Raw genomic sequence first — 25,922 nt, 5'->3', positions numbered from 1 at the left:
ATTCAACAACATTTTGATTAATAGTGTGTGTCTTTGCAGTCATTCACAAAAAAAAACCGCCCGGACGGCCTGCGCCCGGGCGGTTTTTCACCTTGCAAACTGCGCTTAGTCCTGCAGCTTGGCTTGGGCGCGGTCCGATTCCGGCGCCGGCACGGTAGCGCTGCCGGTGTTCACATTGACCAGGGTGGTCGCTTGCACCGTGCCGCTCAGGTCCTGGAACTGTACGCCGCCGACATAGCTCTGGTTCTCATCCAGGCCAGCCCAGCTGACGCCCACCGTGGTGTTGGTCCCGCTGTACACGCGGCCCGGCAGGGCCGCAGTGAACTGGCCGCCGCTGTCGCCCGGGGTCACGATCCACGACGCCAGCTTGTGGTTCATGGCGTCAGGATTCTCGCCGCCATAGGCCACTACGCACACCTTGTAGTTGCCGGCCGCCGGCGAAGCCACCTGCACCGCTTCGCTGGTGCCGTCATGGCCGGAATAATTCCAGCTGCCGTCCGGTGCCAGCATGCCCAGGTCATGGTCGTCGCTGGCCGTGCCGGTATCCTTCTGGAACAGCGCGAAGCGCGCCGCTACCGCCCCGGCCGGGATGGCGACGTTATAGACCTTGATGTTGGCGGTGTCGGCGCCGGTGGCGCAGGCATCCTTCAGGGCCGCCGAGCTGACCGCCTTGGCCGCCAGCGTGACGCTGTCGCCGAAGACAGGCGCTTTCAGGCCGCCCTTCAGTGCCGTCAGGCGGCCGCTGAAGGTGGTGCGCACGGTGAACAGGCGGGTGCCGGCCGGCTTGTCGCCCGACGCCAGTGCCGGCGCAATGACCGGCTTGGCGGTACGGGCCTGGATCGGGCTGCGCACCACGTGGTTGCCATCGGACCAGACCAGGCTGCCGAACTGCCACACGGTTTCAGGCGCCGTGGTGCGGGTCAGCTTGACGGTGAAGCTGCCGCTGGCGCCAGGCGCCAGGGTCAGCGTGGCTGGCGTGACCACGGTGCTGAAGCCGGTCACCGCAGCGCTGGCATTGTAGGTGGCCGTTGCGCCGCCCACATTGGTCACCTTGCGCTTGATGGTGACGCTGTTCTGGATCGCACCGGCGGTGATCGATGCCAGGTTCAGGTTGTAGGTCTCGTCCAGCGTGCCGTAGGTGATGCAGTCGGAAGCCGGCTGCACCAGCGGGCGGTTCACCTTGCACTGGTAGGCCACCAGGTCGGCCTTGCCCATGTCGTATACCAGGCCAGGATCGTTGGCCTTGTTCGGTGCTACATGGCCGGCGCCCTGCGCCCATGGCAGCTTGCCGTTCTGCGCGCCTGGCAGGGCGTCGTCCAGCGTATCGTAGGCGGTGGTCATCAGCGCCGACTTGATGGCAGCTGGCGACCACTCCGGATGCGCCTGTCGCAGCAGCAGGCCCAGGCCGGCCACGTGCGGGCTGGCCATGGAGGTGCCCTGGATCGAAGCGTAGGCTTGCTGGCCCGGCGCGCCGGCCGCCACTGCCGCCGTTTCGGCAGGGTTGAGGGCTGCCGCGTAGCTGGCGATGACGTCCACGCCCGGCGCGGTGACGTCCGGCTTCAGGATATTGCTGTCGCCCTGGTTCGGGCCGCGCGAGGAGAAGCCGGCCATGATCGGCGCCGGCTTGGTGCCGGGGTAGAAGGCGCTCAGGGAAGCCGTCGCTGCCGCCTGCGCCTTGGCGTAGGCCTTGATCGCGCTGCCGTCGGCGGCGCTCACGTGCACCGTCGGCACCGAGTGGATTTCGCTCACCAGGCCGGCGCCATTGTCGCTCAGCACCATGCCAACGCCGCCGGCATTCAGCACTGCCAGGCTCTTGTCGACGCGCGCGTTATTGCCGCGGGTGCAGACCACCACCTTGCCGGCCACCTTGGCCGGGTCCAGCAGGACCTGGCCGGCTGGCGGCGCGGCGCTGAAGCACAGGCTGGCGTTGCCGCCGCCCACGCCTGCATCCTCGGCGCGGATCAGGGCCGTATCAGGCAGGCTGCTCAGGTTGTTGGAGGCGCCGTAATACTTGGCGCCGCTGCCCAGCTTGACATCGGCCTGGAACTTGCGGTCATGGGTCGAGGCGCCGACCGTGGTCAGCCATGGGCTGAGGTGGGCCACGGTATTGGCCGGGCCGGCATTGCCGGCCGATGCGGCCACGAACACGCCGGCCAGCGAGGCGCGGTAGAACGCCTGTTCGACGGCGTCGCCGGTACCGGTCTGCGAACCGCCGATCGAGAAGTTGATCACGTTGACGCCATCCTTGACGGCGTCGTCGATCGCCTGCACCGAGTCCGAGTTGTAGCAGCCGTTGTTGACGTTGGTGCCGTCGGCGGCGCCCTCTTCAGCCGTGCTCCAGCACACCTTGTAAGCGGCAACACGGGCGCGCGGCGCCATGCCGGAGGTCAGCCCCATCGGCACGCCGCCGATGGTGGCCAAGACATTGGCATTGCCGGCGGCGGTCGAAGCGGTGTGGTCGCCGTGGCCGCCATGGCCGATCGCGTGGCCGTCGGTGCCGGAGCTGGAATCACGCGGCGAAAAGTACTCGGTCCAGTGCTTCGGCTTGCGGGTGGAGAGGAAGCCGGCATTGTAGAACTTGGCGCCCACCAGCTTGTTGTTGCAATGCAGGGCCGGCTCAAAGCCCTCGCCCGCCACGCAGCCGCCCTTGAAGGTGGCTGGCGGCGCGCTGAAGGCCAGCGTGCCGGCCGGGTCGAAGGTTGGCACATCGTTGGCATCGACACGGTCGGCAAAGGCCGGGTTTTCCGGCCAGATGCCGCCGTCGATCACGCCGATCACCAGGTTTTCACCCTTGACCTGGCTGCCGCCGGCAAATTGCGACCACAGGCCATTGATGGTGCTCAGGCCCAGGAAACCGGTGGTGGACACGGTGTCCATGCGGCGCACGGCATCGGCCTGCACGTCGGCCACGGCCGGGTTGGCCTTGAGCGCCAGCACTTCCGCCTCGGTCAGCATCACGGTAAAGCCGTTCAGCACCACGTCGTAATTGCCGACCACGGTCGGATTGCCGACGCTGGCCAGCACTTCATCTTTCTTCGTGCCCAGGTAGCTGACATAGTTCTGTACCTTGGACGAGCGGAAATCAAACACTTCGCCCTTGGCCGGCTGGGTTGCCGCCAGGCCGCTGACGCCGCCGTTATAGGTGGCGGCCGGCTGGTCTTGCAGCTGGACGATGTAAGCCTTGCGCTCATCTTGCGCGACAGCGGACAGGGTAATGCTGGACAGCAGCGCCAGCACTGCCAGTGCGGCTGGACGTTGTTTCAAATTCAGTTTCATGGATTCTGTTCCGGTTCAGGTTAGCAGGGAGATTCAGCGCGCGCGGCGACGGCGGCTGGCCAGGGCCAGGCCGCCCATGCCAAGGCCAAACAGCGCCAGGCTGCCCGGTTCCGGGATCGTCGCGATATCGTCGATCGCAAAGTTCGCCATGCCGCCGCCGCGGTAGCACTTGCCGTCGCTGTTGCACTCCAGGCCGAACACCAGCACGTAGCTGTAGTAATCGGTCAGCTTGCCCAGGTTGAAATGCTGGAAGCTGAACTGGCCATTCTCCGGTGCGGCCAGCGCCAGGCGCACCAGCGGCCCCATTTCTTCATCCTTGGCGTTAAAGCCTTGCACCAGCAACTGGCCGGCCATGTCCGGGAAGCTCTCCTGGCCGGCGCCGACGAAGCTGGCGTTCAGGCTGCCCAGGCGGAAGGAGGAATTGTCATTACGGCCGAAGTAGAAATAGCCATCGTTGAGGCCGGTGTAATACTGGCTGACATTGTTGACCGGGCAGTTGCCCGTGGCGCAGGTTTCCGGTTCGCTGCCTTTGACAAAGGCCCCCACCATATCGCCCTGCTGCTCGCCGCCGTAGGCTTCCATCCAGTAGTCGCCAATCTTGACATGCTGGCCGGCCAGCATGAAAGGCGATTGCGGATTGCCCTCAAAACTCAAAGTCCCCGCCTGGGCGACGCCGCCCATGGCCAGCACTGCCGCCAACAGGATGTGACTGACTGCTTTTCCTGCGCGAGGTGTTTGATTATTAAAAAATTTCACCGTCGATTCCTCTGCGAATTGTGATCATGAAAGGGCGTACGGAACTTTTGGTCCGCTCCGCCCCGGCTCCACTAAACGTTCTACTTATGAGCAACTTTACTTGCGGAAATTTTGGTAAGCGCAAGTTGCCGGTAGGAAGCATGATTCATGCCAAGATAATAATTATCAAAGGAATCAATGTGTTATCTTGGCAAGATTTATTTAACTCAAAAAGTGTAAAAATTTCCGACACTTTGCATACGAATGCATGACAAATAGCCGGCACTTGGCCGGCTGCTTGGGAATCGGGACGGGAATTAGCGGTCGAGTGCGCCGCCCAGCTGGCATTTGCCGGCCACGCACTGCGCGCCGGGGTCGGCGATGAAGCGGCAATCGCTGGCCATGCCGGAGCGGGCATTGGCATCGCTGCGCTCCTTGCGGTAGCGCTCCGCCAGCTGCGCCACCTTGGCCGGGTCGCTGCGCGCGGTCGAATAGGCAAGGTAGCCTTCCGGCCCGCCGCAGGATTTGGCGCCCAGCGCCACCGTGCGGCACTGCTGGTCGCTGCTGCAGGCGGCATCGCTGCCCAGGGCGCGCAACTGCGACAGGGTGTCGGGGTTGGCGTGGCTGCAGGCGGCGGCGCCCAGGCAGGCCAGCAGGATGGCAAGTTGTTTCATCAGAATTGCTCCGAAGGCGATGGCCTATGATCAGTCCTGCCGCCCGCCCGGTCAACCGTGCCGGCAGCGGGTGCAATAAAAAATCCGCCCTGGCATGCGCCGCGGCGCACACCAGGGCGGACTGTCGCCAGCCGTCGTTTAGTCCTGCAGCTTGGCGGCCGCTACGCGGTCGGTCTCGGCAATCGGCACGGCCGCGGCGCCGGTGCTGACATTGACCAGGGTGGTGGCCTGCACCACCCCGTTCAAGTCCAGGAACTGGGCCGCGCCGACATAGCTCTGGTTATTGTCGAGGCCGGACCAGCTGACGCCCACCGTGGTGTTGTTGCCCGCCACCACCTTGCTCGGCACTGCCACCACGAACTTGCCGCCCGTGTCGGCCGTGCTGACCACCCACGATGCCAGCTTGTGCTGCATGGCTTCCGGCGTCGTGCTGCCATACGCCACCACGCACACGTTGTAGGTGCCCGCTGCGGGCGATGCCAGTTGCACCGACTCGTTGCTGCCATCGTTGCCGGAGTAGCTCCAGGCGCCGCCTGGCGTCAGCACGCCCAGGTCATGGTCGTCCGAGGCCCCGGAATCCTTCTGGAACAGGGCGAACTTGGCGGCCACGGCGCCGGCCGGGACGCTGACCTTGTAGACCTTGACGTTGGCCGTATCGGCACCGGCCGTGCACAGGGTTTTCAGGACGGCCGAGCTGGTCGACTTGGCTTCCAGCGTCACCGCATCGCCATAGCTGGCGGCCTTCAAGCCGCCTTTGGCATAGCCCATGCGGCCGGAGAAGCCGGTCAGGACCGGGAACAGGCGGCTGCCGGACGCTTTGTCGCCGCTCAGGATCGCCGGCGCCGTCACCGCCTTGCCCACCTTGGCCTGCACCGGAATGCGCACATTATGGCTGCCATCGTTCCAGGCCAGGCTGCCGAACTGCCAGGCGTTGGCCGGTGCGCCGTTCGGGGTCAGCTTGACGGTGAAACTGCCGCTCTGGCCGGTGGCCAGCGTCAGCGACGACGGCGAAACCACGACGCTGAAGCCTGGCAGCGACGCCGTGGCGGTATAGGTGGCTGCCGGTCCCACATTGGTCACCTTGCGGCGCACCGTGGTGCCAACCCCGCCCAGTGCCGTGGACACCGTGATCGAAGGCAGGTTCAGGTTATAGGTCTCGTCCAGCGTGCCGAAGTTGCTGCAGTCGGCGGCCGGTACGGCTGGCCGGTTGACCTTGCACTGGTACTGCACGTAGTCGGCCTTGCCCATGTCGTACACCAGGCCCGGGTCGACCGCCTTGTTCGGATCCACATGGCCGGCGCCTTGCGACCATGGCAGCAAGCCGTTCTGCGCGCCCGGCAAGCCATCGTTCAGGGTCGAATAGGTGGTGGTCATCAGGGCCGACTTGACGGCGGCCGGCGACCAGTCGGGATGCGCCTGGCGCAGCAGCAGGGACAGCCCCGCCACGTGCGGGCTCGACATCGACGTGCCCTGGTAGGACTCGTAAGCGGCCGGCGGCACGAAGCTGCCCGCGACCACCGCGCTGTGCTGGGCCGGTGTCAAGGCCGCCGACACGCTGGCGATGATGTCCACCCCTGGCGCGGTCAGGTCGGGCTTGAGCACGTTGGCGTCGCCCATATTCGGGCCGCGCGACGAGAAGCCAGCCATCACCGGCGCCGGCTTGCTGCCCGGGTAGAAGGTGCCGATGGCGGTCGTGGCGGCGGCGCCCTGTGCCAAGGCATACGCCTTGATGGCGGCGCCGTCGGCAGCGGAGATGTGCACGCTCGGCACCGAATGGGCTTCGGCCACCAGGCCGCCGCCGTTGTCTGCCATCACCATGCCGACGCCGCCGGCATTCAGCACAGCCAGGCTCTTGTCGACACGGGCATTGGTGCCGCGGGTGCAGATCACCACCTTGCCGGCCACCTTGGCCGGATCCAGCATCACCTGGCCGGCCGGCGGCGAGCTGCTGAAACACAGGTTGGCGTTGCCGCCGCCCAGGCCGGCGTCCTCGGCACGCACCAGGGCCGTTTGCGGCAGTGCCTTGGTGTTGAGCGAAGCGCCGGTATACTTGCTGCCGCTGCCCGTGGTGGCATCGGCCACCAGGTTGCGGTCGTGGGTCGAAGCAGCCACCGTGGTCAGCCATGGGCTGATGTGGGCCACCGCATTGGCTGGGCCGCTGTTGCCGGCCGAAGCGGCAACGAACACGCCCGCCAGCGAAGCGCGGTAGAACGCCTGTTCGACCGCATCGTTGACCGTGTTCTGGGCGCCGCTGATCGAGAAGTTGATGGCGTTCACGCCATCCTTGACCGCGTCGTCGATGGCCTGCACCGAATCGGAGTTGAAGCAGCTGTTGGAGGCGCCGGTGCCGTCGTCGGCAGTGGGATCATCATAGGTCCAGCATACCTTGTAGGCAGCCACGCGCGCGCGCGGCGCGACGCCGGAGGCCGGGCCCATCGGGATGCCGGCCACCACGGCAGGGACATTGCTGTTGCCGGCGGCGGTAGAAGCAGTGTGGTCGCCATGGCCGCCATGGCCGCTCGTTACGCCATCGCCGCCGACATTGGAATCGCGCGGCGAATAGAATTCCGTCCAGTTCTTGGGACGGCCGCTGGCCAGGAAGCCGGCGTTGTAATACTTGGCGCCCACCAGCTTGTTGTTGCAATGGATGGCCGGATCGAAGCCCTCGCCCGCCGCGCAGCCGCCGGTAAACGAGGCCGGCGCCGTGTTGTAAGCCAGGCTGCCGCCGGCATCAAAGGTCGGCACGCCATTGCCGTCGACCCGGTCGGCAAAGGCCGGGTTTTCCGGCCAGATGCCGCCGTCGACGATGCCGACCACCATGTTTTCGCCTTTGACCTGGCTGCCGCCGGCAAATTGCGACCACAGGCCGCCTGCCGTGCTCAGGCCCAGGAAGCGCGGCGTGGAAATGGTATCCATGCGGCGCACCGCATCGGCCTGCACGTCCGCCACGGCTGGATTGCCTTTCAGGGCCAGCACTTCGCTGTCGGTAAGCAGGGCGGCAAAGCCGTTCAGCACCACATCGTAGTTGGCAATCACGACCGGATTGCCGACGCTGGCCAGGACGTCGGCTTTGCGGTCGCCCAGGTAGCGCACATAATTCTGTACTTTGGGATCGCGGTAGTCGAACACCGCGCCCGGTGCCGGCTGGGTGGCCGGATAGCCGCTGACGCCGCCGACATAGGTGGTGGCCGGCTGGTCGCTCAATTGCACGATATAGGTTTTGCGCGCCTCTTGCGCGCCGGCGCCCACGGTCAAGCTGGACAGTACGGCCAGCACCGCCAGCGCCGCAGGACGCAGTTTCATGGTCATTTTCATTTGGATTCCCGGATCAGGTTAGCGAAAGAGCCGCGGCTTAGCGCACACGGCGGCGGCGGGCGGCCAGGCCAAGGCCGGCCATGCCCAGGCCGAACAGCGCCAGGCTGCCTGGTTCGGGAATCGTGACGATATCGTCGATAGCGAAGTTGGCCAGGTTGGAGTTGCGGTTGCAGCTGCCATTGGCATCGCAGGAGTAGCCAAGCACGCGCACAAAGGCGAACTGTTCCTTGATCGAGCTCAGGTCGAAAGTACCGAACTGGAACTGGCCGCCGCTCGGGCCGGACAGGCCGAGCTGGCGCGCGCCGCCCAGCGCCTGGCCCAGGGCGTCAAAACCTTGCAGCACCAGCATGCCGGCGACAGCCGGGAAGCTGGCCTGGCCGGTGCCGATGAAGCTGGCGCGCAGGCTGCCGAGGCGGAACAGGGAATCGTTATTCTGGCCAAAGTAGAAATAACCGTCATCCAGGCCGGTATAGTACTGCGATGCATTATTGACCGGGCAGCTGACACCGAAGCAGCTGGCAGGATCGCTGCCGTCGACAAAGGCGCCGACCAGGTCGGAAGTCTGGCTGCCGCCATAGGACTCGATCCAATACCCGCCGACCTTGATGTGGTCGCCGGCGAAAACGAAGGGCGAATCGACCTGCCCTTCAAAATTGAGCACTCCTGCCTGCGCCACACTGCCTGCGGCCAGTGCTGCGACGCACAGGAATTGTTTGATCGCCTGGGCTGCGCGATGTGTTTGGATCTTAGAAATATTGGCCACGGAATCCCCTGGATGGTTGAACTCTCGAAAATGGCAGCCTGCCTCGTGGACAGCTGCCTGACTCAGATCTATTGCCTACAACACAACTTTACGCACGGCTATGCTGCCGCGTGCGGGAGGGCGCACGCAAAAATCATGCCCAATCAACATTTCCAAAAGAATCAACCAGTTGATGAAGTGCCATTATTGGCACTTCATCAAAGTGTAAAAATCTTCGACAAATCTGCAAGCGGCGGGATGGGGAATTGCGCCACGGCGTGGGCGCGGTTGTTGACGCCGAGCTGGCGGTACAGGCGCTGCAGGTGGTTCTTGACGGTCAGGGGACTGATGCCGAGCAGGCGGCCGATTTCCCCGTTGTTCTTGCCCTCGCGCAGCCACTGCAGGATTTCAGCCTGGCGCGGCGAGACGGCTGGCGCCGGGGCCGCGCTGGCGATGCGCTGCAGCGCCAGGTGCAGGTAGGGCAGCAGCAATTGCAGCAGCCAGGATTCGCGTACGCCGGCCGCCGCCGGCATGCCAAGCAGGACCATGGCACTGCCGCCGCAGGCCAAGGGCCCGCAGCCGTGCAGCAAGCCGTGCCCCATGGCGCCGGCCTGCAGCGCCAGCGGCTGCCCGCCGCCCTGTTGCCACTGGCGCAGCCAGGCCGGGGCCGGCCCTTGCCGGGCGTCGCACAGCAGGGCGCTGGCGGAGGCCGCCAGCACGCTGCTGTGCAGGCACTCCACCTTGCGCGCCCGGCCCTGCTCGTCAAGCTGGATGCACAGCAGTACGCCATGCGGCAACAGGGCCTGCAAGGCGCCCTGGCTCCACAGGAATAATTCGCCCTGCGTGGCCAGGCCATGCGCGCCATCGATGGCGTGCAACAGGTATTCCTGCTCGCGGGCGTCGGAATTCAGCATTGGGCGTGGAAGCGGTAGCCGCTGCCGCGCACGGTCTGGATCGCTTCATGCATGCCGCTGGGTTGCAGCGCATTGCGCAAGCGCCCCACATGGGCGTCGACCGTGCGTTCGTCGAGGAAGACATGGCTGCCCCACACCTGGTCCAGCAATTGCGCGCGGCTGTGCACGCGGCCCGGGTGGTGCATCAGGTAGTTCAACAGGCGGAATTCCACGCGCCCCAGGTTCAGCTGGCGGTCGCCTGCCGTCACGCTCAGGGTATGCGGATCGAGGCGCAAGCCCGCCACCTGCAAGGCGCCCGGCATGCCGGCTGGACGCCGGCGCCGCAGCACCGCATGCAGGCGGGCGATGGTTTCGCGCGGCCCGAACGGCTTGCAGATGAAATCGTCGGCCCCGCTTTCCAGCGCCAGCACCTTGTCCTGCTCGGCGCAGCGCGCACTCAGCATCAGGATCGGCAGTTCGCTGGTGCGCGGCGCCGCGCGCCAATGGCGGATCAGCGACACGCCCGACTGGCCCGGCAAGTCCCACTCCAGCAATACCGCTTCCGGCAAGCTTCCCTGCAGTGCGGCAAGCGCCGTCATCGCATCGCCGTGGCACTGTACCGCATAGCCCGCCTGCCCCAGGTTATGGGCCAGCAGTTGCTGCACAGCGGGGTCGCTGTCGATGACGAGAATGTTGAAGGACATGGCAAAAAACGCAGGTCGTTATGCGGAAAACTATGAATCATGCCAAGTCCTGCACGCTAATACAATTTTAATTAAGTATTAATATTCTGCCGAAATAAATCCCCCCACTCCCTCTGTGCCATCCAAATGAAAAAGCACCTTGGGAGCCCAAACTCCCAAGGTGCCTGTGGTGTTTGTGCAACCGCGCTGCTTATGCGCGGCGGCGAACCCAGGCCAGCATCAGCAGGCCCAGCGCCGCCAGCGCCAGCGACGCCGGCTCCGGCACTGCGGCCGGGAGCGCCACGCTGGCGATCGCGTCATTGATGCTGAGGATCTGCAGGTCGGGGCTGCCGTCCGCTGCCGCGACAAACATCAGGTCCAGGATCTTGCCCTTGATCGGGTTCTGGTCGATGTCATAGGCCACCACGCCGAAATTGGAATTCAGCAGCGCCGAAGGATCGCCGGAAATCGTCAGCAGGAAGCTGAACACGCCACCGAACACGCCCTGGTACAGCACATCGTTGGGGCTGCTCGAATTGAGCATGGCAAAACCGCCCGGCACCGCGGCGGCATCGCCCCAAGGCGAAAAATTGGCCGGGTCCATATTAAAGCCCTGCAGTTGCGCCATGGTTGCAGTCGCGGCAGGCGCCCCGTCCACGCCATTGAAGGTGAAGTCCAGGTAGCCTTGGCGGCCGGCGCCGTAAATGGAGGTATCCAGCGTCACCAGGCGCATGACGTCCGCCATGGCGTGGCTGCTGGCGCCAAAGGCCAGCAACAGCGCGGCGATGCGCAGGAATCGGGTCAGAAGCTTGTTTTGCATGGTTCAGGTCCTCAGAAACTGCCGTTGTAGACTTTTGGCGTGTAGTTGACGGCGACACGGCCCGGATTATTGAATTGCAGCTGGACGGTTGCCTGGGCACCGGCAGCCAGCGCCGGCGCGGCGGTGATGTAAGGCATGCCGTTGATAGAGCCGCTGGCATTGGCCAGGGTGACCCCGGCCGGCAGCCCTTGCAGCACATACTGCAGCGGTGCGGCCATGTCGGCGCCGCTGCTGTTGGTCAGCCAGGCAGTGGCGGTGGCGATGCTGCTGAAGCGGCCCTGCACCAGGCCGGAACGCTGGATCTGCACACTCGAAGTCACGTCCACGTACGATGGCGCCAGGTTCAGGCTGATCACCACCGGATCGTGGTCGGAAGCGCGGTAAGGCAGCGTGTTGTACAGGGCCTGGGCGGCGGCATTCTTGCCATCGAGGTTGAAGTCCAGCACTTCCGGCTCGTCGGCGTTGGCGTTCCACTCCATGGCGCCGGCTACCTGCGAACTCATGGCAGCGCTGGCCAGGGCGTGGTCCAGGTAGCCGCTCTCGCCGCCGAATACATAGGAATGCGGCATGCCGTTCGGGCGCACGAAGCGTTCGACCTGGTTCTCGAAGCGCAGCGGGCGCTCGGCGGCGGTCAGGTACATGATCGGGTCTTCCATGCCGTAGGCATTGAAGTCGCCGATCAGCAGCACATCCGGGTCGCCGGCCGCCGCCACCACTTGCGGCACGAAGCTTTCGGCCAGCTGCTGCGCCTGCGCCATGCGGTCCGCGTTGTAGCAGCTCTGGCCGTCATTCTGGTCGGCATTGGCGCCGCTGGCGCCGTTGCAGCGCTTGGATTTCAGGTGGTTGACGATGACGCTGAACTTCGCGCCGTTATTGGCCTTGAAGGTCTGCGCCATCGGCGGCCGGTCATTGACCTGCGCCGCATCGGACAGCGCAGCGCCCGCCAGCGCCACCTTGGCCGGCTTGTAGATCATCGCCACCCGGATCGCATCGGTGCCGGTCGCAGGCGGCTTCGGCACATAAGCGTATTCCACCCTGCCGTATGCCGAGTTCAGGCTGTCCACCAGGTAGCTGGTGGCATAGTCGCCGTTGTTCTGGATCTCCATCAGGCCCACCACGTCGGCATCGATCGCCTTCAGCCCGGCCACGATCTTGTCGCGCTGGCGCACGAACTCTGCCATATTGTCGGCGCCGCGGCAGTTGGCTTTGCTGTTGCCGCTGCCCAGGGTGCAGCCCTGGCCGGTCTGTCCCAGCACATCGGTGCCGTCCATGAAGGTGGTGAAGAAGTTCAGCACGTTGGCGCTGGCCACCTTCAGGTTGCCAGCCGCCACTTCCGGCACCGGGGTGCGTGGATTATCGCGCGAGAAGACCGGCGCTTCGGTCGGCTGCAGCTTGAAGCCCGCGCCGCCGCTGCCCAGGGCGCCGAAATCGATCACGCCGGTCAGGCCGCTGACGGTATAGCCGACGCGCACCGTGCCGTCCTGGTCCAGGTAGGGCACCGTCGCCGGCGTGACGAACAGGCCGTCGTCCAGCGTGATCATATTGGCGGCATTCTGCGCCGCCAGCGCGAGCGCATCCGCGCTGCGGGCCGGATAGCGGTTGGTCGGGATCTCGCGGCGTCCGGCAGACAGCGTGAGTTCGCCGCGGCTGGCCAGCGAATCGGTAGCGTTGACGGTCAGCGCGCCCGGGAAGCGCACCAGCATGCCTTCCACATTGGCCAGGCTGGTGCTGGACAGGTCGATATTGGCCGGGGTAATGCTGTTGCCGGTGCTCTGGGTGAGGACGCTGGTCACGCTCGACAGCTCGGTATAGGACCGTGTTGCCCCGCTTGGCTTGTACTCGGTCACGGTGCCGCTCACGCGCACCAGGTCGCCGACCTTGGCCGCCATCGCAGCCGCCCCCATGTAGACGAACATGCCGTCGGAAGTATTCGGGTCGCCGTCGCCGGCCACGTCCTGGATGAAGAAGCCGCTGCCGACCGTGGCAGTCACCACGCCCTCGGTGGTCAGCTTCGCACCGCTGAACGGGCTGCTGGCGCCCGAGCCCTGGATCTGCGGTACCGGCACCACCGTGCCGGCGCCGACTTCCACGGTCAGGCTGACCGTGCAGCTGGCTTCCTGCCCCTGGTCGTTGGAGAACTTGACCGCAACCGGGTAAGTGCCCGCCGCCAGCGATGGCGAGGCCAGCAGCGACACGCTGGCACTGCCGCCAACCCCGCCCGCAGGAAGCAGCTTGCCCAGGCTCAGGCCAGGCACTGCGGCCGACGTAAGGAGCGCGTCGTTGACGATGCCGTCGGCGTCGGAGGCCGACAGCGCGATGCTGCCGCCGGCGCCGAAGTTGAGCTTGGCGGCGGCCGGGCATAGCGGCACGATTGGCTGCGGCAGCGGCCCGTTGTCGCACATATTGGCCGGCGAAGCGGCCGTGCGGAATTGCGGTGCGACGGCGCTGAAGTCGGCCGCGTTGTTGTTGCTGTCGGTGCAGCCGTTGTTGGCGCGCAGCAGGCTGGTGGTGGCGCTCATGCCGGTCGCGGCAGCTGTTTCGGAGAAGTTGGCCGAACCGTAGCCGACCACGTCCTGGATCGATGCGCTGCCCGGCTGCGCGCCGCTCAGCGCCGTATTGTTATTGACCAGCGCTACCTTGCCGGACGCGCCGCTCATGTTCACGCTGGCGCTGTAATGGTCGGCCGCGAAGTCGGCGCCGACCGCGACATTGCTGCTGGCCAGTTTGAGCAGGAAGTATTTGCCCGGGTCGATGCTGGTGCCGGCCGGCAGTTCCGCCTTGCCCCAGGTGGTGCCGCTGGCAGACGCATACTGGATGGTCCAGCCGCCCACGGCCACCGCAGCGCTGCCGCGGTTGAACAGTTCAACGTAATCGTAGCGCAGGGTAGCGCCGTTATTGCCGCCCGCGCCGTACATCTGGCTGATCACCACGTCGGCAGCGAAAGCCGGCTGGCAAGCCAACAGGGCGGCCAGCGCGCTAGCGCGCAAAGGAATGCGTTTGTCCATGAAAATGAATACCCCCAGAATATGTACCAAAAGGAATTTTTTATTGTTCTTTTGCATATTAACTGTTTGATATGACTAGTTGGTGACACACGATTAGTCCAAACGGACTAACGGGGATAGGGCCGCGCCAGCGGGTCTCCTATGAAAAGGCCCTGCGCGGGCCATGCCACGCTGCGCCAATAGGCTTCGATCGCGGTGGCTCCGCTGAGGTAATGCTGCAACAGGATTTGCGGATGAGGAAATTTCTGCCAGTGATTGCAGGGCTCGCTGACCGTGCCATAGCTGGCGGTGGCGCCCGCCTCCAGCCAGCGCAGGCTGCTCATCTGGCCGCTGCCCAGCAGGTCGCCGCCATAGGACGTCAGGTGGTCGGCCAGGGCGCCGGGCAGGAAGCGCAAGGTCTCCAGCTTGCCGACCTGTGCCAGTCCGGTCTGGTAGAGCATGACATCGCGGGCTCCTTCCAGCACGTCCTGCTGCAAGGTGTGGATCGTCAATTTGCGCGCCGGGATGGCGCCGCTGGGCGGAAAGAAGCGCGCCCGGGTATTGCGCGCCGCCTCGCTGGTCTGCAGGAAATAGGCGCCCGCTTGCGGCACACTGAAACCGGCCGCCTTGCCGCGTTCGGCCACCGCGCGCGCCACCTCCAGCGGTTCGGCCGGCAACAGCATCGACAGCCGCATGCCGGGCGGCAGCAGCTTGCCATTGAAATAGGGATTTTTGCGCCCGGGCGCGCAGCTGCGCTCGCATTGCGCCGCATCGAAGCCCAGTGTATAGGCCGAGGTCAGGCTATTGCATTCCACCGCATAGGGAGCGGTCCAGGCAAACAGCACGGCGCGCGCGTCGCCAGGCAGCTGGCGGTCGATTTCGGTTTTCAGCCGCGCAAAGGCATCGGCATCGAGGCGATGCGGCTGGCCGGGAATACTGACATGGGCGATGCGCGCCGATGGGATGCCGCGCAACCGGGCGTAGTAAGCGCCCAGTGCCACGCTGGCAGGATCGGCATCGTTGACCACCAGCCCAAGCTGGGCCGGCTGGAGTTGGGCGCGCGCCCCGGCTGCCGACAGCAGGAGCGCGGCAACAATGCAGCGTCTAGCCGCGATGGTAGACATCCTCGAAGCGAACGATATCGTCCTCGCCGAGGTAGCTGCCCGACTGCACTTCGATCAGGTGCAGCGGCAGCTTGCCCGGATTCTCCAGGCGATGGCTCATGCCGATCGGGATATAGGTCGATTCGTTCTCGGTCAGCAGGCTGACCTTGTCGCCGCAAGTCACGCGCGCCGTCCCCGATACCACCACCCAATGTTCGGCGCGGTGATGGTGCATCTGCAGCGACAGCTTGCCGCCCGGGTTGACGATGATGCGTTTGACCTGGAAGCGCTCGCCCACGTCGATGCCTTCGTACGAACCCCAGGGACGATACACCTTGGTATGGTGCAGATGCTCGGTGCGGCCGCTGGCTTTCAGGTGGTCCACCACCTGCTTCACGCGCTGCACATGGTCCTTGTGCGCCACCAGCACCGCATCGGAAGTCTCGACGATCACCAGGTCCTGCACGCCGATTGCCGCCACGATGCGGCCCTCGGCGCGCACCAGGCAGTTCCTGGCATCATCGGTGTACACGTCGCCGCGCGTCACATTGCCGTTGCCGTCGGCCTCCAGCACGTCGACCAGCGCCGACCAGGAGCCCACGTCGTTCCAGCCGATCGCCGCCGGCGCCACGACAGCCTGCCTGGTGTGCTCCATCACCGCGTAGTCGATGGAATCGGATGGGCAGGCCGTGAAGGCCGCCTCGTCGAGGCGGCAGAAATCCAGGTCGCGATAGCCCTTGCTGACCGCTTCCTCGCTGAATCTGGCCATCTCGGGCTGGAATTGCGCCAGCTCCTTCAGGAAGGCGTCGGCGCGGAACAGGAACATGCCGCTGTTCCAGAAGAAGTTGCCGGCATCGATAAAGCCCTGCGCCGTCTCGCGGTCCGGCTTCTCGACGAACCTGCCGACCTTGTAGCAGCCTTCGGCCGGCAGCGGCTCGCCGCTCTGGATATAGCCATAGCCCGTTTCCGGCGCGGTCGGCACGATGCCGAAGGTGGCCAGTGCGCCGCCTTCGGCCTGGGTCGCGGCGCGCTCGATCGCAGCGTAGAAAGAGTCCACGTCCTTGATCACATGGTCGGCCGGTAGCACCAGCATGAGCGCTTGCGCATCGATCGCCTGCAGGTAATGGGCGGCGGCGGCCACCGCCGGCGCGGTATTGCGCCCCACCGGCTCCAGCAGGATGCCAAGCGGGCTGACGCCGATTTCGCGCATCTGCTCGGCCACCAGGAAGCGGTGCTCGTTGCCGCACACGATCAGCGGCGCCATCATGCCGTTGCGGCCAGCCAGGCGTTGCACGGTCTCCTGCAACATCGTCTTGTCCGATACCAGCGGCAGCAGCTGCTTCGGCAACGCCGCGCGCGACAAGGGCCACAGCCGGGTACCGGCGCCGCCGGACAGGATGACGGGATAAATTTTCATATTAAAGTTGTCTCTTTGGCAACATTATGCGCGGCACGCCGGGTCGCACGGCGATCCCGCGCATTAGCCCAGCCTCCGCCTTCTGCTTGCGAAATATGCTGCATTTCGCCAGCGCGGTCGACACTATACTCTTTGAACACGATTAATTCGTCGAGTGTAACGTCCGGTAAGACTCGAGTATATTCGAACAACACGCTGCGCACTACCCTTGCCCCGCTGCGAATGTGGCTGCCGTGGCCAATCCACGTCGGCCCGATGATGGTGGCGCCGGCCTCGATGCGGCAACCGGAGCCGATATAGACCGGCCCGATGATGCGGGTGCCATGCCAGTCGATGCTGGTGTTCAGGCCGACCCACACGCCCTCCTCCACCTGCACGCCCGGCACCGTCATGTGCGCCACGCCGCCGGTCAGCACGCCTTGCAGCACTTCCCAGTAATCCTTGACGCTGCCGATATCGATCCAGTCGAATTTGCGCGTCTGGCAGTAGAACGGCAAGCCGCGCTGGGCCAGCAGGGGGAACAGCTCGGAGCCGATATCGAACTCCTGGCCGGAGGGAATCAGGTCGATCACTTCCGGTTCGAACAGGTAAATGCCGGTGCTGGCGCAATTCGACTTGGCCTGCGCGCGCGATGGCTTTTCCTGGAATTCGAGCACCCGGCCGCCGCCGTCGCTGACCACCACGCCATAACTGCTCACCTTCTCCCACGGCACTTCACGCGTAATCACGGTGGCCAGGGCGCCCTTGCGCCGGTGTTCGTACAGTGCCGACTTCAAATCCAGGTCGATCAGCGCGTCGCCGCACAGCACCACCACCGTCTCGTCGAAAAACCCGCCGAACTCCTGGATCTTCTTGATGCCGCCGGCGGACCCGATCGGCTGCGGCACGACCTCGCCCTGGTCGTTGGTATAGCCTTCAAAGGAATAGCCGATCTGCACGCCGAACTGGTGCCCTTCGCCGAAATACTCTTCGATCTTCTCATGCAGGTAGCTGACATTGACCATGATCTCGCTGACGCCATGCCGCTGCAGGTGCTCAACCAGGTAGGCCATCACGGGCTTGCCGAGGATCGGGATCATCGGCTTCGGCAGTTCATAGGTCAAAGGGCGCACCCGCGTGCCCTTGCCGGCCGCCAGAATCATCGCTTTCATAGGTTGTCCTTTTCCAGAATCAGCTCGGGCGCCGAGTACAGCCGCTCATAAGCTGCCAGCAGCTTGGGCGCCTCGTATTCCCATTCAAGTTCATTGACCACACGGTTGCGCCCATAAGTACCCATGCGCGCGCGCCGCTCCGGATCATCCAGCAACTCCACAATCTTCAGCGCCATGTCGACCGGGTCGTTCCTGGCCGCGTACAGCGAAGCTTCCTGCGCCGATACACGGCCCTCGGTCAGGTCGAACTGCACGATCGGCTTGCCCAGCGCCATGTACTCCATGATCTTGTTCATGGTGGACTTGTCGTTCATTTCGTTGGCAACGTCAGGATTCACGCACACATCGGCCGTGTTCAGCATTTCCAGCAACTGCTGGTCGGGCACCCGCCCCGTAAACGTCACGTACTCGGCTACGCCGAGCTCGCGCGCCAGCGTTTTCATCTCCTCCAGCGAAGTGCCGCCGCCAACCAGGCCGAAATGCACGTCGCGCCGCCCCATCTCGTGCACCACCACGCGCACGCTTTGCAGCAGCAGGTCGATGCCTTCCTGCGCCCCCATCACGCCGACATAGCCGACCAGGAAACGCCTGCCCTGCTTCAGCTGCTGCAGCGGCGGCAGCACGCGCAGGCGGTCCAGCTTGGGTCCGCTGCGCACCACGTACACCTTGTCGGGATCCATGCCGCCGCGACCGATGGCGATGCGCTTATACGAATCGTTGGTGGCAATCGACACGTCGGCGGTGCGGAACGACAGCCGCTCCAGCCAGACCATCAGCTTGTAGAAGAAGTCGCGCCGCCCGAACTTGGCTTCATACAGTTCAGGATTGATGTCATGGTGGTCGAACAGGAAGCGCTTGCCCAGCAAGAACTTGAAGAAGCCGCCGACCAGGAACAGCAGGTCGGGCGGATTGCAGGCATGGATGACGTCGAAACCGTGGCGTAACAGCACCTTCCACGCCAGGCGCGAACTATGGAACAGCGCCGCCGAATACTCGATGGCATAGCCCAGGGCGCCCTGCGCCTCCATCGGCAGCTTGTAGCGGTAGATATGGATGCCGTCCAGTTCCTCGTAGCGCGACTCATAACCCTTGCCGGTCGGGCAGATGATCGCTACCTGGTAGCCATTGGCATGCAGCGTCGTCGCTTCCTGCCATACGCGCCGGTCAAACGGCGATGGCAGGTTTTCGACGATGATAAGCACACGGCGCTGCTCTTCGCGGTTACCAGCAGATGCCATCGTACGCCCCTTCGCTCTGCTTGCCCGAGACGCGCACCAGGTCCACCAGGTGCTGTCCCGGCCGCAGCTTGTCAGGTACGGCCTGGAATTCCGGCGCGCCATTGCCGATCACCACCGTGTCGGCAAACGCAAGGACCGCATCCATCGAATCGACCATCAGCCGCGAGATGTGGGGAATGATGTTCATGATGTAGTCCTGGTTGGCGCCGGTCAGCGCCGCCAGCTTCACATTCCTGTCGTACAAGCGCAGGTCGTAGCCCTTGCCGATCAGGTGCTCGATCACGTCCACCAGCGGCGATTCGCGCAGGTCGTCGGTGCCGGCCTTGAAAGAGAAGCCGAGGATGCCGACTTTCCTGCCCGGCTTTTCCATCACCATCTTCAAGCCCTTTTCCACCTGCTTGTGGTTGGATGGCAGGATGGCGTTCAGCAGCGGCAGTTCCAGGTCGAGCTGGCGCGCCTTGTAGATCAGCGCGCGCACGTCTTTCGGCAGGCAGGAGCCGCCAAAGGCAAAACCTGGCTTCATGTAATACGGCGAGAGATTCAGCTTGGTGTCCTTGCAGAAGATCTCCATCACCTCGTGGCCGTCAATGCCGACCGCCTTGCAGATATTTCCGATCTCATTGGCGAAATCGACTTTCAGCGCGTGCCAGGTATTGTCGGTGTACTTCACCATTTCCGCCGTCTCGACGTCGGTGCGCACCACCGGTGCATCCATGCCCGCATACAGCTGCAGCAGCAGGTCGCCGGAGCGCTCGTCGGTCTCGCCGATCACCGTCTTCGGCGGGTGGTGGTAATCGTGCACCGCCGTGCCCTCGCGCAGGAATTCCGGATTGCCGCACACGCCGAAATCGATGCCCGCACGTTTTCCGGACGCCTGCTCCAGCGTCGGAATCACCAGCGAACGCATGGAGCCGGGCAGCATCGTGCTGCGCGCCACCACCACGTGGAAGCTCTCCTTCTCGCGCAGCGCATGGCCGATCTGCTCGCACACCTTGCGTACCGCGCTCAGATCGAGGTTGCCGTTCATCTGCGATGGCGTGCCGACGCACACCAGCGAGATCTCGCTCGACATCACGGCATCGCGCACACTGTCGGTAGCGCGCAGGCGGCCGTCACGCACCGCATTTGCAATCATCTCGCCGATATCCTTTTCGATGATCGGCGTCCGTCCTTCGTTGATCAGCCCAACCTTGGTGCGGTTCGGGTCGACCCCGATGACCGTATGGCCTTCTGCCGCCAGGCAGCCTGCCGAAACTGCACCTACATAGCCCATGCCAAAGATACTGATCTTCACGATGACGCTCCTTCCAGTAAGGTAATTTCGGTCACGATCGTGCTGGTGCCGCGTATCGCTCCGCGCCACGCTGCTGTCGTGATGCCGGCTTTGCTGTCAAAGCTGCGCGAGATCCATCCCGCGATTGGCGCCGTGCTGGCGCAATGGAGTTGCGGCCCATTCCCGAACCGGCATGACATGTGCAAACCCTTATCCCGCTTGGCGATATGCAAAGCTTGCCCAACCGTTTCGGCATGGCAGCCTTCTGCAAAATGCCAGTGCAGGGCTACCTCGTGCTCGCCAAAACATTCTAGGATATCTTCAACAACGAGCGCGTTCTTTTGGGAATCGAAACGAATGATGCGCCGGTGCATGACAGGATCGCGCAAGCGCATATAGCCGTCTTGTTTTCCCTCAAAGAAATGAGTCGCGTCGTGCGACAACGCCACAGCGTTGGCCTTACGCAGCCACATGAAGTTGCCGCCGATTTCCGACTGGTCCAGCCCATCGACTTGCACGGTGTTATGCGCCGCAGTACTGCGGAAATAGTCGCGCCACTGGCGCTGCGTGTGGTAGGCGTAAGTACCGGGATCGACCAGCATTTCCTGCCCGCCCATGGAGAGCGTGAAGGCCAGCGCATCGGCATGCCCATGCGCTGCCAGCGAGAGATAGCCCAGCGGTCCGCAATCGACCACGATGCGCACTTCCTGCGGCGTGCCGAAATCCTTTCCAAGCAGGTAATAGCCGCCTTGCGGGAAAGCCAGGCGCGGCGTTTCCCGTTCACCCGGCACGCCAGACGGCAACGCGGCCCAGCGCGCATCGGCATCGGCGAACAGCCAGCGGTTGCGCTCATCCAGCGCGCCGGCCTTGGCCTTGAAGTCGGCGCGCCCGAACAGCAGCGCCGCGCTGGCAAGCAGGGAGCGGTACGGCGCTGCGCCAGATGCGTCCAGGCGCAGCATGCGGGCATCATCGGCATCGCCGGTCATCGGCACATTGCCGCCCACGTCCATCAGCGCCGCGAGGAATTCCGCCATGCGCTCAAGGCGAGCCAGCCACCCGGGCGGGAAGCTGGCGCCGTTGGCTTGCGCGGCGAGCTGGCATAGCAGCATCATGTCCATCACCTCGTGGTGATAATAGATCGCCTGCTCCTTGTTGACGCCATCCTCCCAGTTCTGCTGCAAGCCCTGCTCGGCCAGGCCGCGTTCGGCGCGCGCGCGCCAGCGTACGCTCTCGGGCCAGCAGGGCCATTGCACGCTCGCGATGTACAGGCCCATGTACTCGCCGAGCAGATGGTTGTTGGCGGACGAGTGGCGCGACAGGTGGTGGCTGATAAAGTGGCAGTGCTTGTAGACCGCATTCAGCCAGCGGTGACGCCAATCGTCGTCAAGGCTGCCGTCCAGCAGTTGCCAGGCGGCCGACCAGTTCAGCAGGCGCACGCCGAGCTCCAGCGAACTGGCCCAGTGCACGCCTTGCGGATAGGGGCATTGATCGAGCCAGGAAATGAGCAGCGTGCGCGCACCGTCGCGGTATTTCCGCTCGCCGCTGCAGCGCCAGGCCTGGGCCAAGGTCACCAGCTCCAGGTGCCGGCTCGGCTCCCACAGGTATTTGATATCGCCCACCAGCGACGCGGCGCGGTAATCGATGGACGGCCCCGGCGCCATCGGCGCGCTGGTGCCGCTGCGCGGGTCGCGGTTCCACTGCGGCGGAAAGCCCAGCGGCGCCCCTTCCAATGCAAACACGTTCCAGCGCCCTGCCAGCAGCGCATCGGCTGCCATGCACAGCGCGCCGGCCTCCACCTCCGCTGGTGCGGCAAGAAAGGCGGCGCCGAAACGATCCAGGGCCGGCACCGGCGGATAGCTGGCCAGCCCCAGCCCCATCGCGGCGGCTTTGCGGCGCGCCAGCTGGTGCATACGCCAGACAACTTCGGCAGGCCCCATCAGTTTGAGGCGATTGATTTTCCAGGCCAGTGCAGTCATTGCGGCAAAAATCCCAGTTCGCGATACAGCCGCTCAAGCCGCGGCAATACGGCATCGCTGCTGAAGGTGGATTCCACCTTGCGCCGCGCTGCCTCCCCCATGCGCCGCGCCAGCGCATCGTCTTCCAGCAGTTGCGCCAGCCGCGCCGCCAGCGCATCGACATCGCCCGGCGCAACGAGGAAGCCCTCCACGCCGTCGGCCACCGCTTCCGGAATGCCGCCCACCGGCGTGGCCAGCACGGGCAGGCCGGCCGCCATCGCCTCCAGCACGCTCATCGGCAAACCTTCGTTATACGAGGGCAGCGCGTAGAGGGAGGCCAGCGCCAGCTGCTGCCGGCGGCTTTCCGCCCCGACCCAGCCCAGCAGGTTGAGCTGGCTGGCAATACCCAGCTGCGCGGCGCGCTGGCGCACCGCATCGAGCTCGCCATCGCCGCCCAGCCGCAATTCCAGCACAGCGACCTGCGGCGCCACGCGCGCCGCCGCCTGCAGCAGGTCGTAGCTGCCCTTGCGCCGCCCCAGCCGGCCCAGCGACAGCACCGCGCCGCGCCGCCGCTGTTCCCAGGAACTCGCGGCCGGCAGCAGCACCGGGTTGTATATCGCCTCGACATGCGGGTTGCGCGACATCCCCTCCACCCAGCAGCGCCATGCCTCCGACAGCACCACCACGCGCGTGCTGCGGTCGAAAATGAAACGCACGAAGCGCTTGCGCCAGGGCCCGCACTCCTCGCCGTAGAACATCGCAAACTCCGCTCCGTGCAGGTGCAGGATCGCCGGCACGCGCGCAGCGAAAGCCAGCAGGAAAAAGCCCGACTTGCGCCAGAAGCTGGCGCGCGAAGCCACGTGCACGTGCACCAGCCCGACCTGGCCGCGCAACAGCATCGCGGCAAACGCCGCGTAGGCAGCCAGCATCGCGCGCAGCTTGCGCCACCGGCTGCCATCGCAATGCGTGGCCAGGTAGCGTACGCCGAAGCGCCGCAGCATGCCGGCCTGCTGATACACCCTCACCACGGAAGCGATGCCGCCCATGGTGTCCATCCCGGTTCCCAGCATGACGATGGTTTTCATGTACGCTGTCCGTCCTTCCATTCATTGACCACCCAGCGGAACTTGCCGGCCGCCGTATTCGGCAGCTCGTCGCGCAGCACCACCCTTACCTGCACCGTCGCATCGACCAGGTGGCGGATGTTGTGCAGCAGCTTGTCCTGGTCCGCCTGCGAGAAGCGCACATCGGGCACCAGCCGCAATTCCCAGATGCCCGGCCCGACCTGGGCCACCTGCGACTTGCGCACGTTTTCCACGCCCTTGAAGGCAAAAGTCAGTACCGAAGGACTGACTTCGGAACCGTCGCCGCCGGTGATGCGGTCTTCCAGCTTGCCGCTGACCGGCTCGATCATCGGGAACGGCCGGCCGCACAGGCAATGGCCGTGGCGCCAGCGCGTACGGTCGCTCAGGCGGTAGCGCACCAGCGGCATCGCCAGGTTATGCAAGGTGGTGCCAACCACATGCCCGTAGCCGTCGGTCGGCTCGCCATGGTCGTCCAGGATTTCAACGTGCGAATAGTCCGGATTGACGTGCATCGAACCGTACTCGCACTGCGTGGCAAACGCCACCCGCTCCGCCATGCCGTACATGTCCATGATCTTTCCGGCCAGGCGTTCGCGGATCAGTTCCTGCTGGTGCGGGTACAGCGGCTCGGAAGCCGTGAACAGGCGGGGAATGGACAAGGACGTGCCGCGCCGCTCCAGCTGCTGCGCCAGCGTGTAGGCGGTGGACGGGTAAGCCTGCAGCATGGCCGGCGCGAATTCGCGCAGCTTGTCGATGATGGGATCGATGCAGCGGTCGGTCAGGTGGCGCGACGACAGCAGCAGCTGGCGGTTGTAGCGGTTCTCGAACCAGAACGGCGGGCGTTGCCGCTCCAGCCCGGCCACCATGTCGCCGCGCAGCGTGGCGCGCGGCATGCCGTCGACATAACCGCCCCAGCTCCAGTGGCGCTTGATGAAGGCCTGTTCCATCTGCACCGAATGCAGGCTGCGGATGATCACCAGCGGCGTGCCCGTGGTGCCGCTGGTCTTGCCCAGCGCCTGCCATGGACGCTTGCTGCCGCGGTTCGGATACAGCGCCAGCGGATGTTCCAGCAAGGTCGCCTTGTCGACAATCGGGAACAGCTCGCGCAAGGCCTGCCGCGCCTCAACCGGCGAGAAGTCGGTCGTGATGTGCGCATAGTAGGGTAGCTTGCCGATGGCCGCTTGCAGGCTGCGGTGCAACAGGCGGTCGCCCAGCACCTTCAAGGCATAGTCGTCCATCAACTCATGCCGGCGCAGGCGCTGCACCAGGCGCTGGCTCAGCGCATTGTCGCGCACCAGCGCGCGCCCGCCGTACAGGAACTCTTTACGCAATTCGGCCAGCATGATCGCCTCCCACCAGGTTCTGATAGCGCTGCGCCACCGCTGCGCCCAGCACGCGGTAGCTGCGCGCCGCTTCGATATAGGCCGGGCCAGCCGCGGCGCGTTCACGGGCGGCCTGCGGGTCGCGCAGGATGGCCAGCAAGCCTTCGGCCATGGCCCGCGGCGTACTCGCCGCCAGCCAGCCGGCACCGCTCGCGGCCAGCACCGCTTCCTGGTCGGGGATATCGTTGCCGACGCAAGGCATGCCCAGCGCCAGGTACTCCAGCAACTTGGTCGGCGAGCTGACGTCGTACAGTGCGCCGCGCGGCACATACGAGATGGCGGCCTGCGCACCGAGCAGGAATTCCCAGGCTTGCGCGGGCGGCAGCCAACCGGTGACCTGCACCGCATCGGCCAGTCCCTTGGCGCGCGCGGCGCCGAGCAATTGCGGCACATCGTCCTGCTGCGGCGAACTGCCGATCAGCAGCAGTCTCGCATCCGGCAGCTCGCGCCGCACCAGTACCAGCGCATCGAGCACGCGCTCCAGGCAGCGCGCCCGGTCCAGCGTGCCGAGGTAGGCCACCACCGGCCGCCCCTCCCAGCCAGGCCAAGCGCGCGCCGCCGGCCGCAAGCCGGGCTGCGCCAGCGCTTCCATGTCGACCCCCATCGGCACGGCACTGATGCGCCCCGCAGGCACGCCATGCCGCGCCACCAGGGCGGCCATCGCCTCGCTTTGCACGAACACATGGTCGGCGCGCGGCAGCAGCACGCGGTACAGCAGCCAGCGCTCGGCAAGCCCCTTCGCAAGCACGAGGCGCGCCCGCAGGCGGCGCAAGCCGCTGCGGCCCTGCAGCCGCGCCAGCTCATCCTGCGCCCGCTCGATGCGTCCTTCGCTCATCAGGTAAGACAGCCAGTACATCATCGGCAATCCCTTCATGCGCGCCACCAGCAATGCCAGCAAGCCTATGCTGACCATATCGCGCACTTGCACCGCATCGTGGCTGCGGCGGTCAGCGCCAAGCAAGGCGCGCAGGCATAGCCAGAGAAAAGACAGTTCCGCTTTCCAGCGCGCACCGGCCCGCGCCCGCCGTGAAGAGGCGAAGCCCTGGTTATCGGCTGGTGCCGCGCTGCCTTTGCCGACCAGGTGGCATTGCACGCCATGGCGCGGCAGGTATTTGCCAAACAGGGTCGCCACGTCGGCGCGAAAAGTCGGCAGGGGTTCCGGCACGAGCTGCAAGATGCGGACTGGGCGGGCCATG

18 protein-coding genes are annotated in these 25,922 nt (G+C 65.2%); all 18 read right to left on the bottom strand.

The annotated features are described in order from the left end of the window. Nucleotides 1–105: 105 nt before the first annotated feature. Nucleotides 106–3,276 (bottom strand): S8 family serine peptidase, encoded by a 3,171-nt coding sequence (locus tag ASD07_RS26000; protein WP_055937340.1) that lies wholly within the window; start codon nt 3,274–3,276, stop codon nt 106–108. Between the two features lie 33 nt (nt 3,277–3,309). Further along, complete coding sequence (locus ASD07_RS25995; RefSeq protein WP_156398183.1) at nt 3,310–4,032, bottom strand: NF038120 family PEP-CTERM protein; 723 nt, start codon at nt 4,030–4,032, stop codon at nt 3,310–3,312. A gap of 296 nt (nt 4,033–4,328) precedes the next feature. After that, a complete protein-coding gene (locus ASD07_RS25990; protein WP_055937334.1) occupies nt 4,329–4,685 on the bottom strand; it encodes a hypothetical protein in 357 nt (118 codons plus the stop codon). A gap of 138 nt (nt 4,686–4,823) precedes the next feature. Continuing rightward, entirely contained in the window at nt 4,824–7,988 is a 3,165-nt protein-coding gene (locus tag ASD07_RS25985) for a S8 family serine peptidase (protein ID WP_055937332.1), read from the bottom strand. 49 nt (nt 7,989–8,037) lie between these two features. Then, on the bottom strand, nt 8,038–8,763 hold the full coding sequence (locus tag ASD07_RS25980; protein WP_055937329.1) for an NF038120 family PEP-CTERM protein: 726 nt from the start codon (nt 8,761–8,763) through the stop codon (nt 8,038–8,040). Between the two features lie 197 nt (nt 8,764–8,960). Next, nucleotides 8,961–9,656: a LuxR C-terminal-related transcriptional regulator gene (locus tag ASD07_RS25975; RefSeq protein ID WP_055937325.1), complete on the bottom strand. Its 696-nt coding sequence runs from the start codon at nt 9,654–9,656 to the stop codon at nt 8,961–8,963. Further along, nucleotides 9,650–10,339, bottom strand: a complete 690-nt coding sequence (locus tag ASD07_RS25970; protein ID WP_055937320.1) for a response regulator transcription factor — start codon at nt 10,337–10,339, stop codon at nt 9,650–9,652. Before ASD07_RS25970 ends, ASD07_RS25975 begins: the two co-directional genes overlap by 7 nt. A 190-nt stretch (nt 10,340–10,529) precedes the next feature. Next, nucleotides 10,530–11,138: an NF038129 family PEP-CTERM protein gene (locus ASD07_RS25965; RefSeq protein ID WP_055937317.1), complete on the bottom strand. Its 609-nt coding sequence runs from the start codon at nt 11,136–11,138 to the stop codon at nt 10,530–10,532. Between the two features lie 11 nt (nt 11,139–11,149). Continuing rightward, nucleotides 11,150–14,143, bottom strand: a complete 2,994-nt coding sequence (locus tag ASD07_RS25960; protein ID WP_055937567.1) for an ExeM/NucH family extracellular endonuclease — start codon at nt 14,141–14,143, stop codon at nt 11,150–11,152. A gap of 107 nt (nt 14,144–14,250) precedes the next feature. Next, entirely contained in the window at nt 14,251–15,246 is a 996-nt protein-coding gene (locus ASD07_RS25955; RefSeq protein WP_055937314.1) for a TIGR03790 family protein, read from the bottom strand. After that, nucleotides 15,227–16,642 (bottom strand): mannose-1-phosphate guanylyltransferase/mannose-6-phosphate isomerase, encoded by a 1,416-nt coding sequence (locus tag ASD07_RS25950; protein WP_055937311.1) that lies wholly within the window; start codon nt 16,640–16,642, stop codon nt 15,227–15,229. Before ASD07_RS25950 ends, ASD07_RS25955 begins: the two co-directional genes overlap by 20 nt. Beyond that, entirely contained in the window at nt 16,639–17,793 is a 1,155-nt protein-coding gene (locus ASD07_RS25945) for a sugar phosphate nucleotidyltransferase (protein WP_055937308.1), read from the bottom strand. Before ASD07_RS25945 ends, ASD07_RS25950 begins: the two co-directional genes overlap by 4 nt. Then, nucleotides 17,790–19,031 carry a glycosyltransferase family 4 protein gene (locus ASD07_RS25940; protein ID WP_055937305.1) on the bottom strand — a complete coding sequence of 414 codons (1,242 nt, stop codon included), beginning with the start codon at nt 19,029–19,031 and terminating at the stop codon, nt 17,790–17,792. Before ASD07_RS25940 ends, ASD07_RS25945 begins: the two co-directional genes overlap by 4 nt. After that, nucleotides 19,015–20,325: a nucleotide sugar dehydrogenase gene (locus ASD07_RS25935; RefSeq protein WP_055937302.1), complete on the bottom strand. Its 1,311-nt coding sequence runs from the start codon at nt 20,323–20,325 to the stop codon at nt 19,015–19,017. Before ASD07_RS25935 ends, ASD07_RS25940 begins: the two co-directional genes overlap by 17 nt. Next, nucleotides 20,322–22,280, bottom strand: coding sequence for an alginate lyase family protein (locus tag ASD07_RS25930; protein WP_055937298.1), 1,959 nt, complete (start codon nt 22,278–22,280; stop codon nt 20,322–20,324). Before ASD07_RS25930 ends, ASD07_RS25935 begins: the two co-directional genes overlap by 4 nt. After that, complete coding sequence (locus ASD07_RS25925; protein ID WP_055937295.1) at nt 22,277–23,344, bottom strand: glycosyltransferase family 4 protein; 1,068 nt, start codon at nt 23,342–23,344, stop codon at nt 22,277–22,279. Before ASD07_RS25925 ends, ASD07_RS25930 begins: the two co-directional genes overlap by 4 nt. Next, complete coding sequence (locus ASD07_RS25920; protein WP_055937292.1) at nt 23,341–24,687, bottom strand: phenylacetate--CoA ligase family protein; 1,347 nt, start codon at nt 24,685–24,687, stop codon at nt 23,341–23,343. The genes ASD07_RS25925 and ASD07_RS25920 overlap by 4 nt, the downstream gene beginning before the upstream one ends. After that, nucleotides 24,668–25,921 (bottom strand): glycosyltransferase, encoded by a 1,254-nt coding sequence (locus ASD07_RS25915; RefSeq protein WP_055937289.1) that lies wholly within the window; start codon nt 25,919–25,921, stop codon nt 24,668–24,670. Before ASD07_RS25915 ends, ASD07_RS25920 begins: the two co-directional genes overlap by 20 nt. Between the last annotated feature and the right edge of the window lies 1 nt (nt 25,922).

Source organism: Duganella sp. Root336D2 (assembly GCF_001425005.1).
GTDB lineage: Bacteria > Pseudomonadota > Gammaproteobacteria > Burkholderiales > Burkholderiaceae_D > Rugamonas.
The sequence above is the reverse complement of the archived record's forward strand: the minus strand, read 5'-3'. Positions and strand labels throughout refer to the sequence as shown.

What these genes read in the sequence shown, in the direction of transcription:
- ASD07_RS25925 (WP_055937295.1), bottom strand. Translation starts at nt 23,344, where the DNA reads ATGAAAACCATCGTCATGCTGGGAACCGGGATGGACACCATGGGCGGC.
- ASD07_RS25965 (WP_055937317.1), bottom strand. Translation starts at nt 11,138, where the DNA reads ATGCAAAACAAGCTTCTGACCCGATTCCTGCGCATCGCCGCGCTGTTG.
- ASD07_RS25990 (WP_055937334.1), bottom strand. Translation starts at nt 4,685, where the DNA reads ATGAAACAACTTGCCATCCTGCTGGCCTGCCTGGGCGCCGCCGCCTGC.
- ASD07_RS25915 (WP_055937289.1), bottom strand. Translation starts at nt 25,921, where the DNA reads ATGGCCCGCCCAGTCCGCATCTTGCAGCTCGTGCCGGAACCCCTGCCG.
- ASD07_RS25960 (WP_055937567.1), bottom strand. Translation starts at nt 14,143, where the DNA reads ATGGACAAACGCATTCCTTTGCGCGCTAGCGCGCTGGCCGCCCTGTTG.
- ASD07_RS25945 (WP_055937308.1), bottom strand. Translation starts at nt 17,793, where the DNA reads ATGAAAGCGATGATTCTGGCGGCCGGCAAGGGCACGCGGGTGCGCCCT.
- ASD07_RS25950 (WP_055937311.1), bottom strand. Translation starts at nt 16,642, where the DNA reads ATGAAAATTTATCCCGTCATCCTGTCCGGCGGCGCCGGTACCCGGCTG.
- ASD07_RS25975 (WP_055937325.1), bottom strand. Translation starts at nt 9,656, where the DNA reads ATGCTGAATTCCGACGCCCGCGAGCAGGAATACCTGTTGCACGCCATC.
- ASD07_RS25920 (WP_055937292.1), bottom strand. Translation starts at nt 24,687, where the DNA reads ATGCTGGCCGAATTGCGTAAAGAGTTCCTGTACGGCGGGCGCGCGCTG.
- ASD07_RS25985 (WP_055937332.1), bottom strand. Translation starts at nt 7,988, where the DNA reads ATGAAACTGCGTCCTGCGGCGCTGGCGGTGCTGGCCGTACTGTCCAGC.
- ASD07_RS25955 (WP_055937314.1), bottom strand. Translation starts at nt 15,246, where the DNA reads ATGTCTACCATCGCGGCTAGACGCTGCATTGTTGCCGCGCTCCTGCTG.
- ASD07_RS25930 (WP_055937298.1), bottom strand. Translation starts at nt 22,280, where the DNA reads ATGACTGCACTGGCCTGGAAAATCAATCGCCTCAAACTGATGGGGCCT.
- ASD07_RS26000 (WP_055937340.1), bottom strand. Translation starts at nt 3,276, where the DNA reads ATGAAACTGAATTTGAAACAACGTCCAGCCGCACTGGCAGTGCTGGCG.
- ASD07_RS25970 (WP_055937320.1), bottom strand. Translation starts at nt 10,339, where the DNA reads ATGTCCTTCAACATTCTCGTCATCGACAGCGACCCCGCTGTGCAGCAA.
- ASD07_RS25940 (WP_055937305.1), bottom strand. Translation starts at nt 19,031, where the DNA reads ATGGCATCTGCTGGTAACCGCGAAGAGCAGCGCCGTGTGCTTATCATC.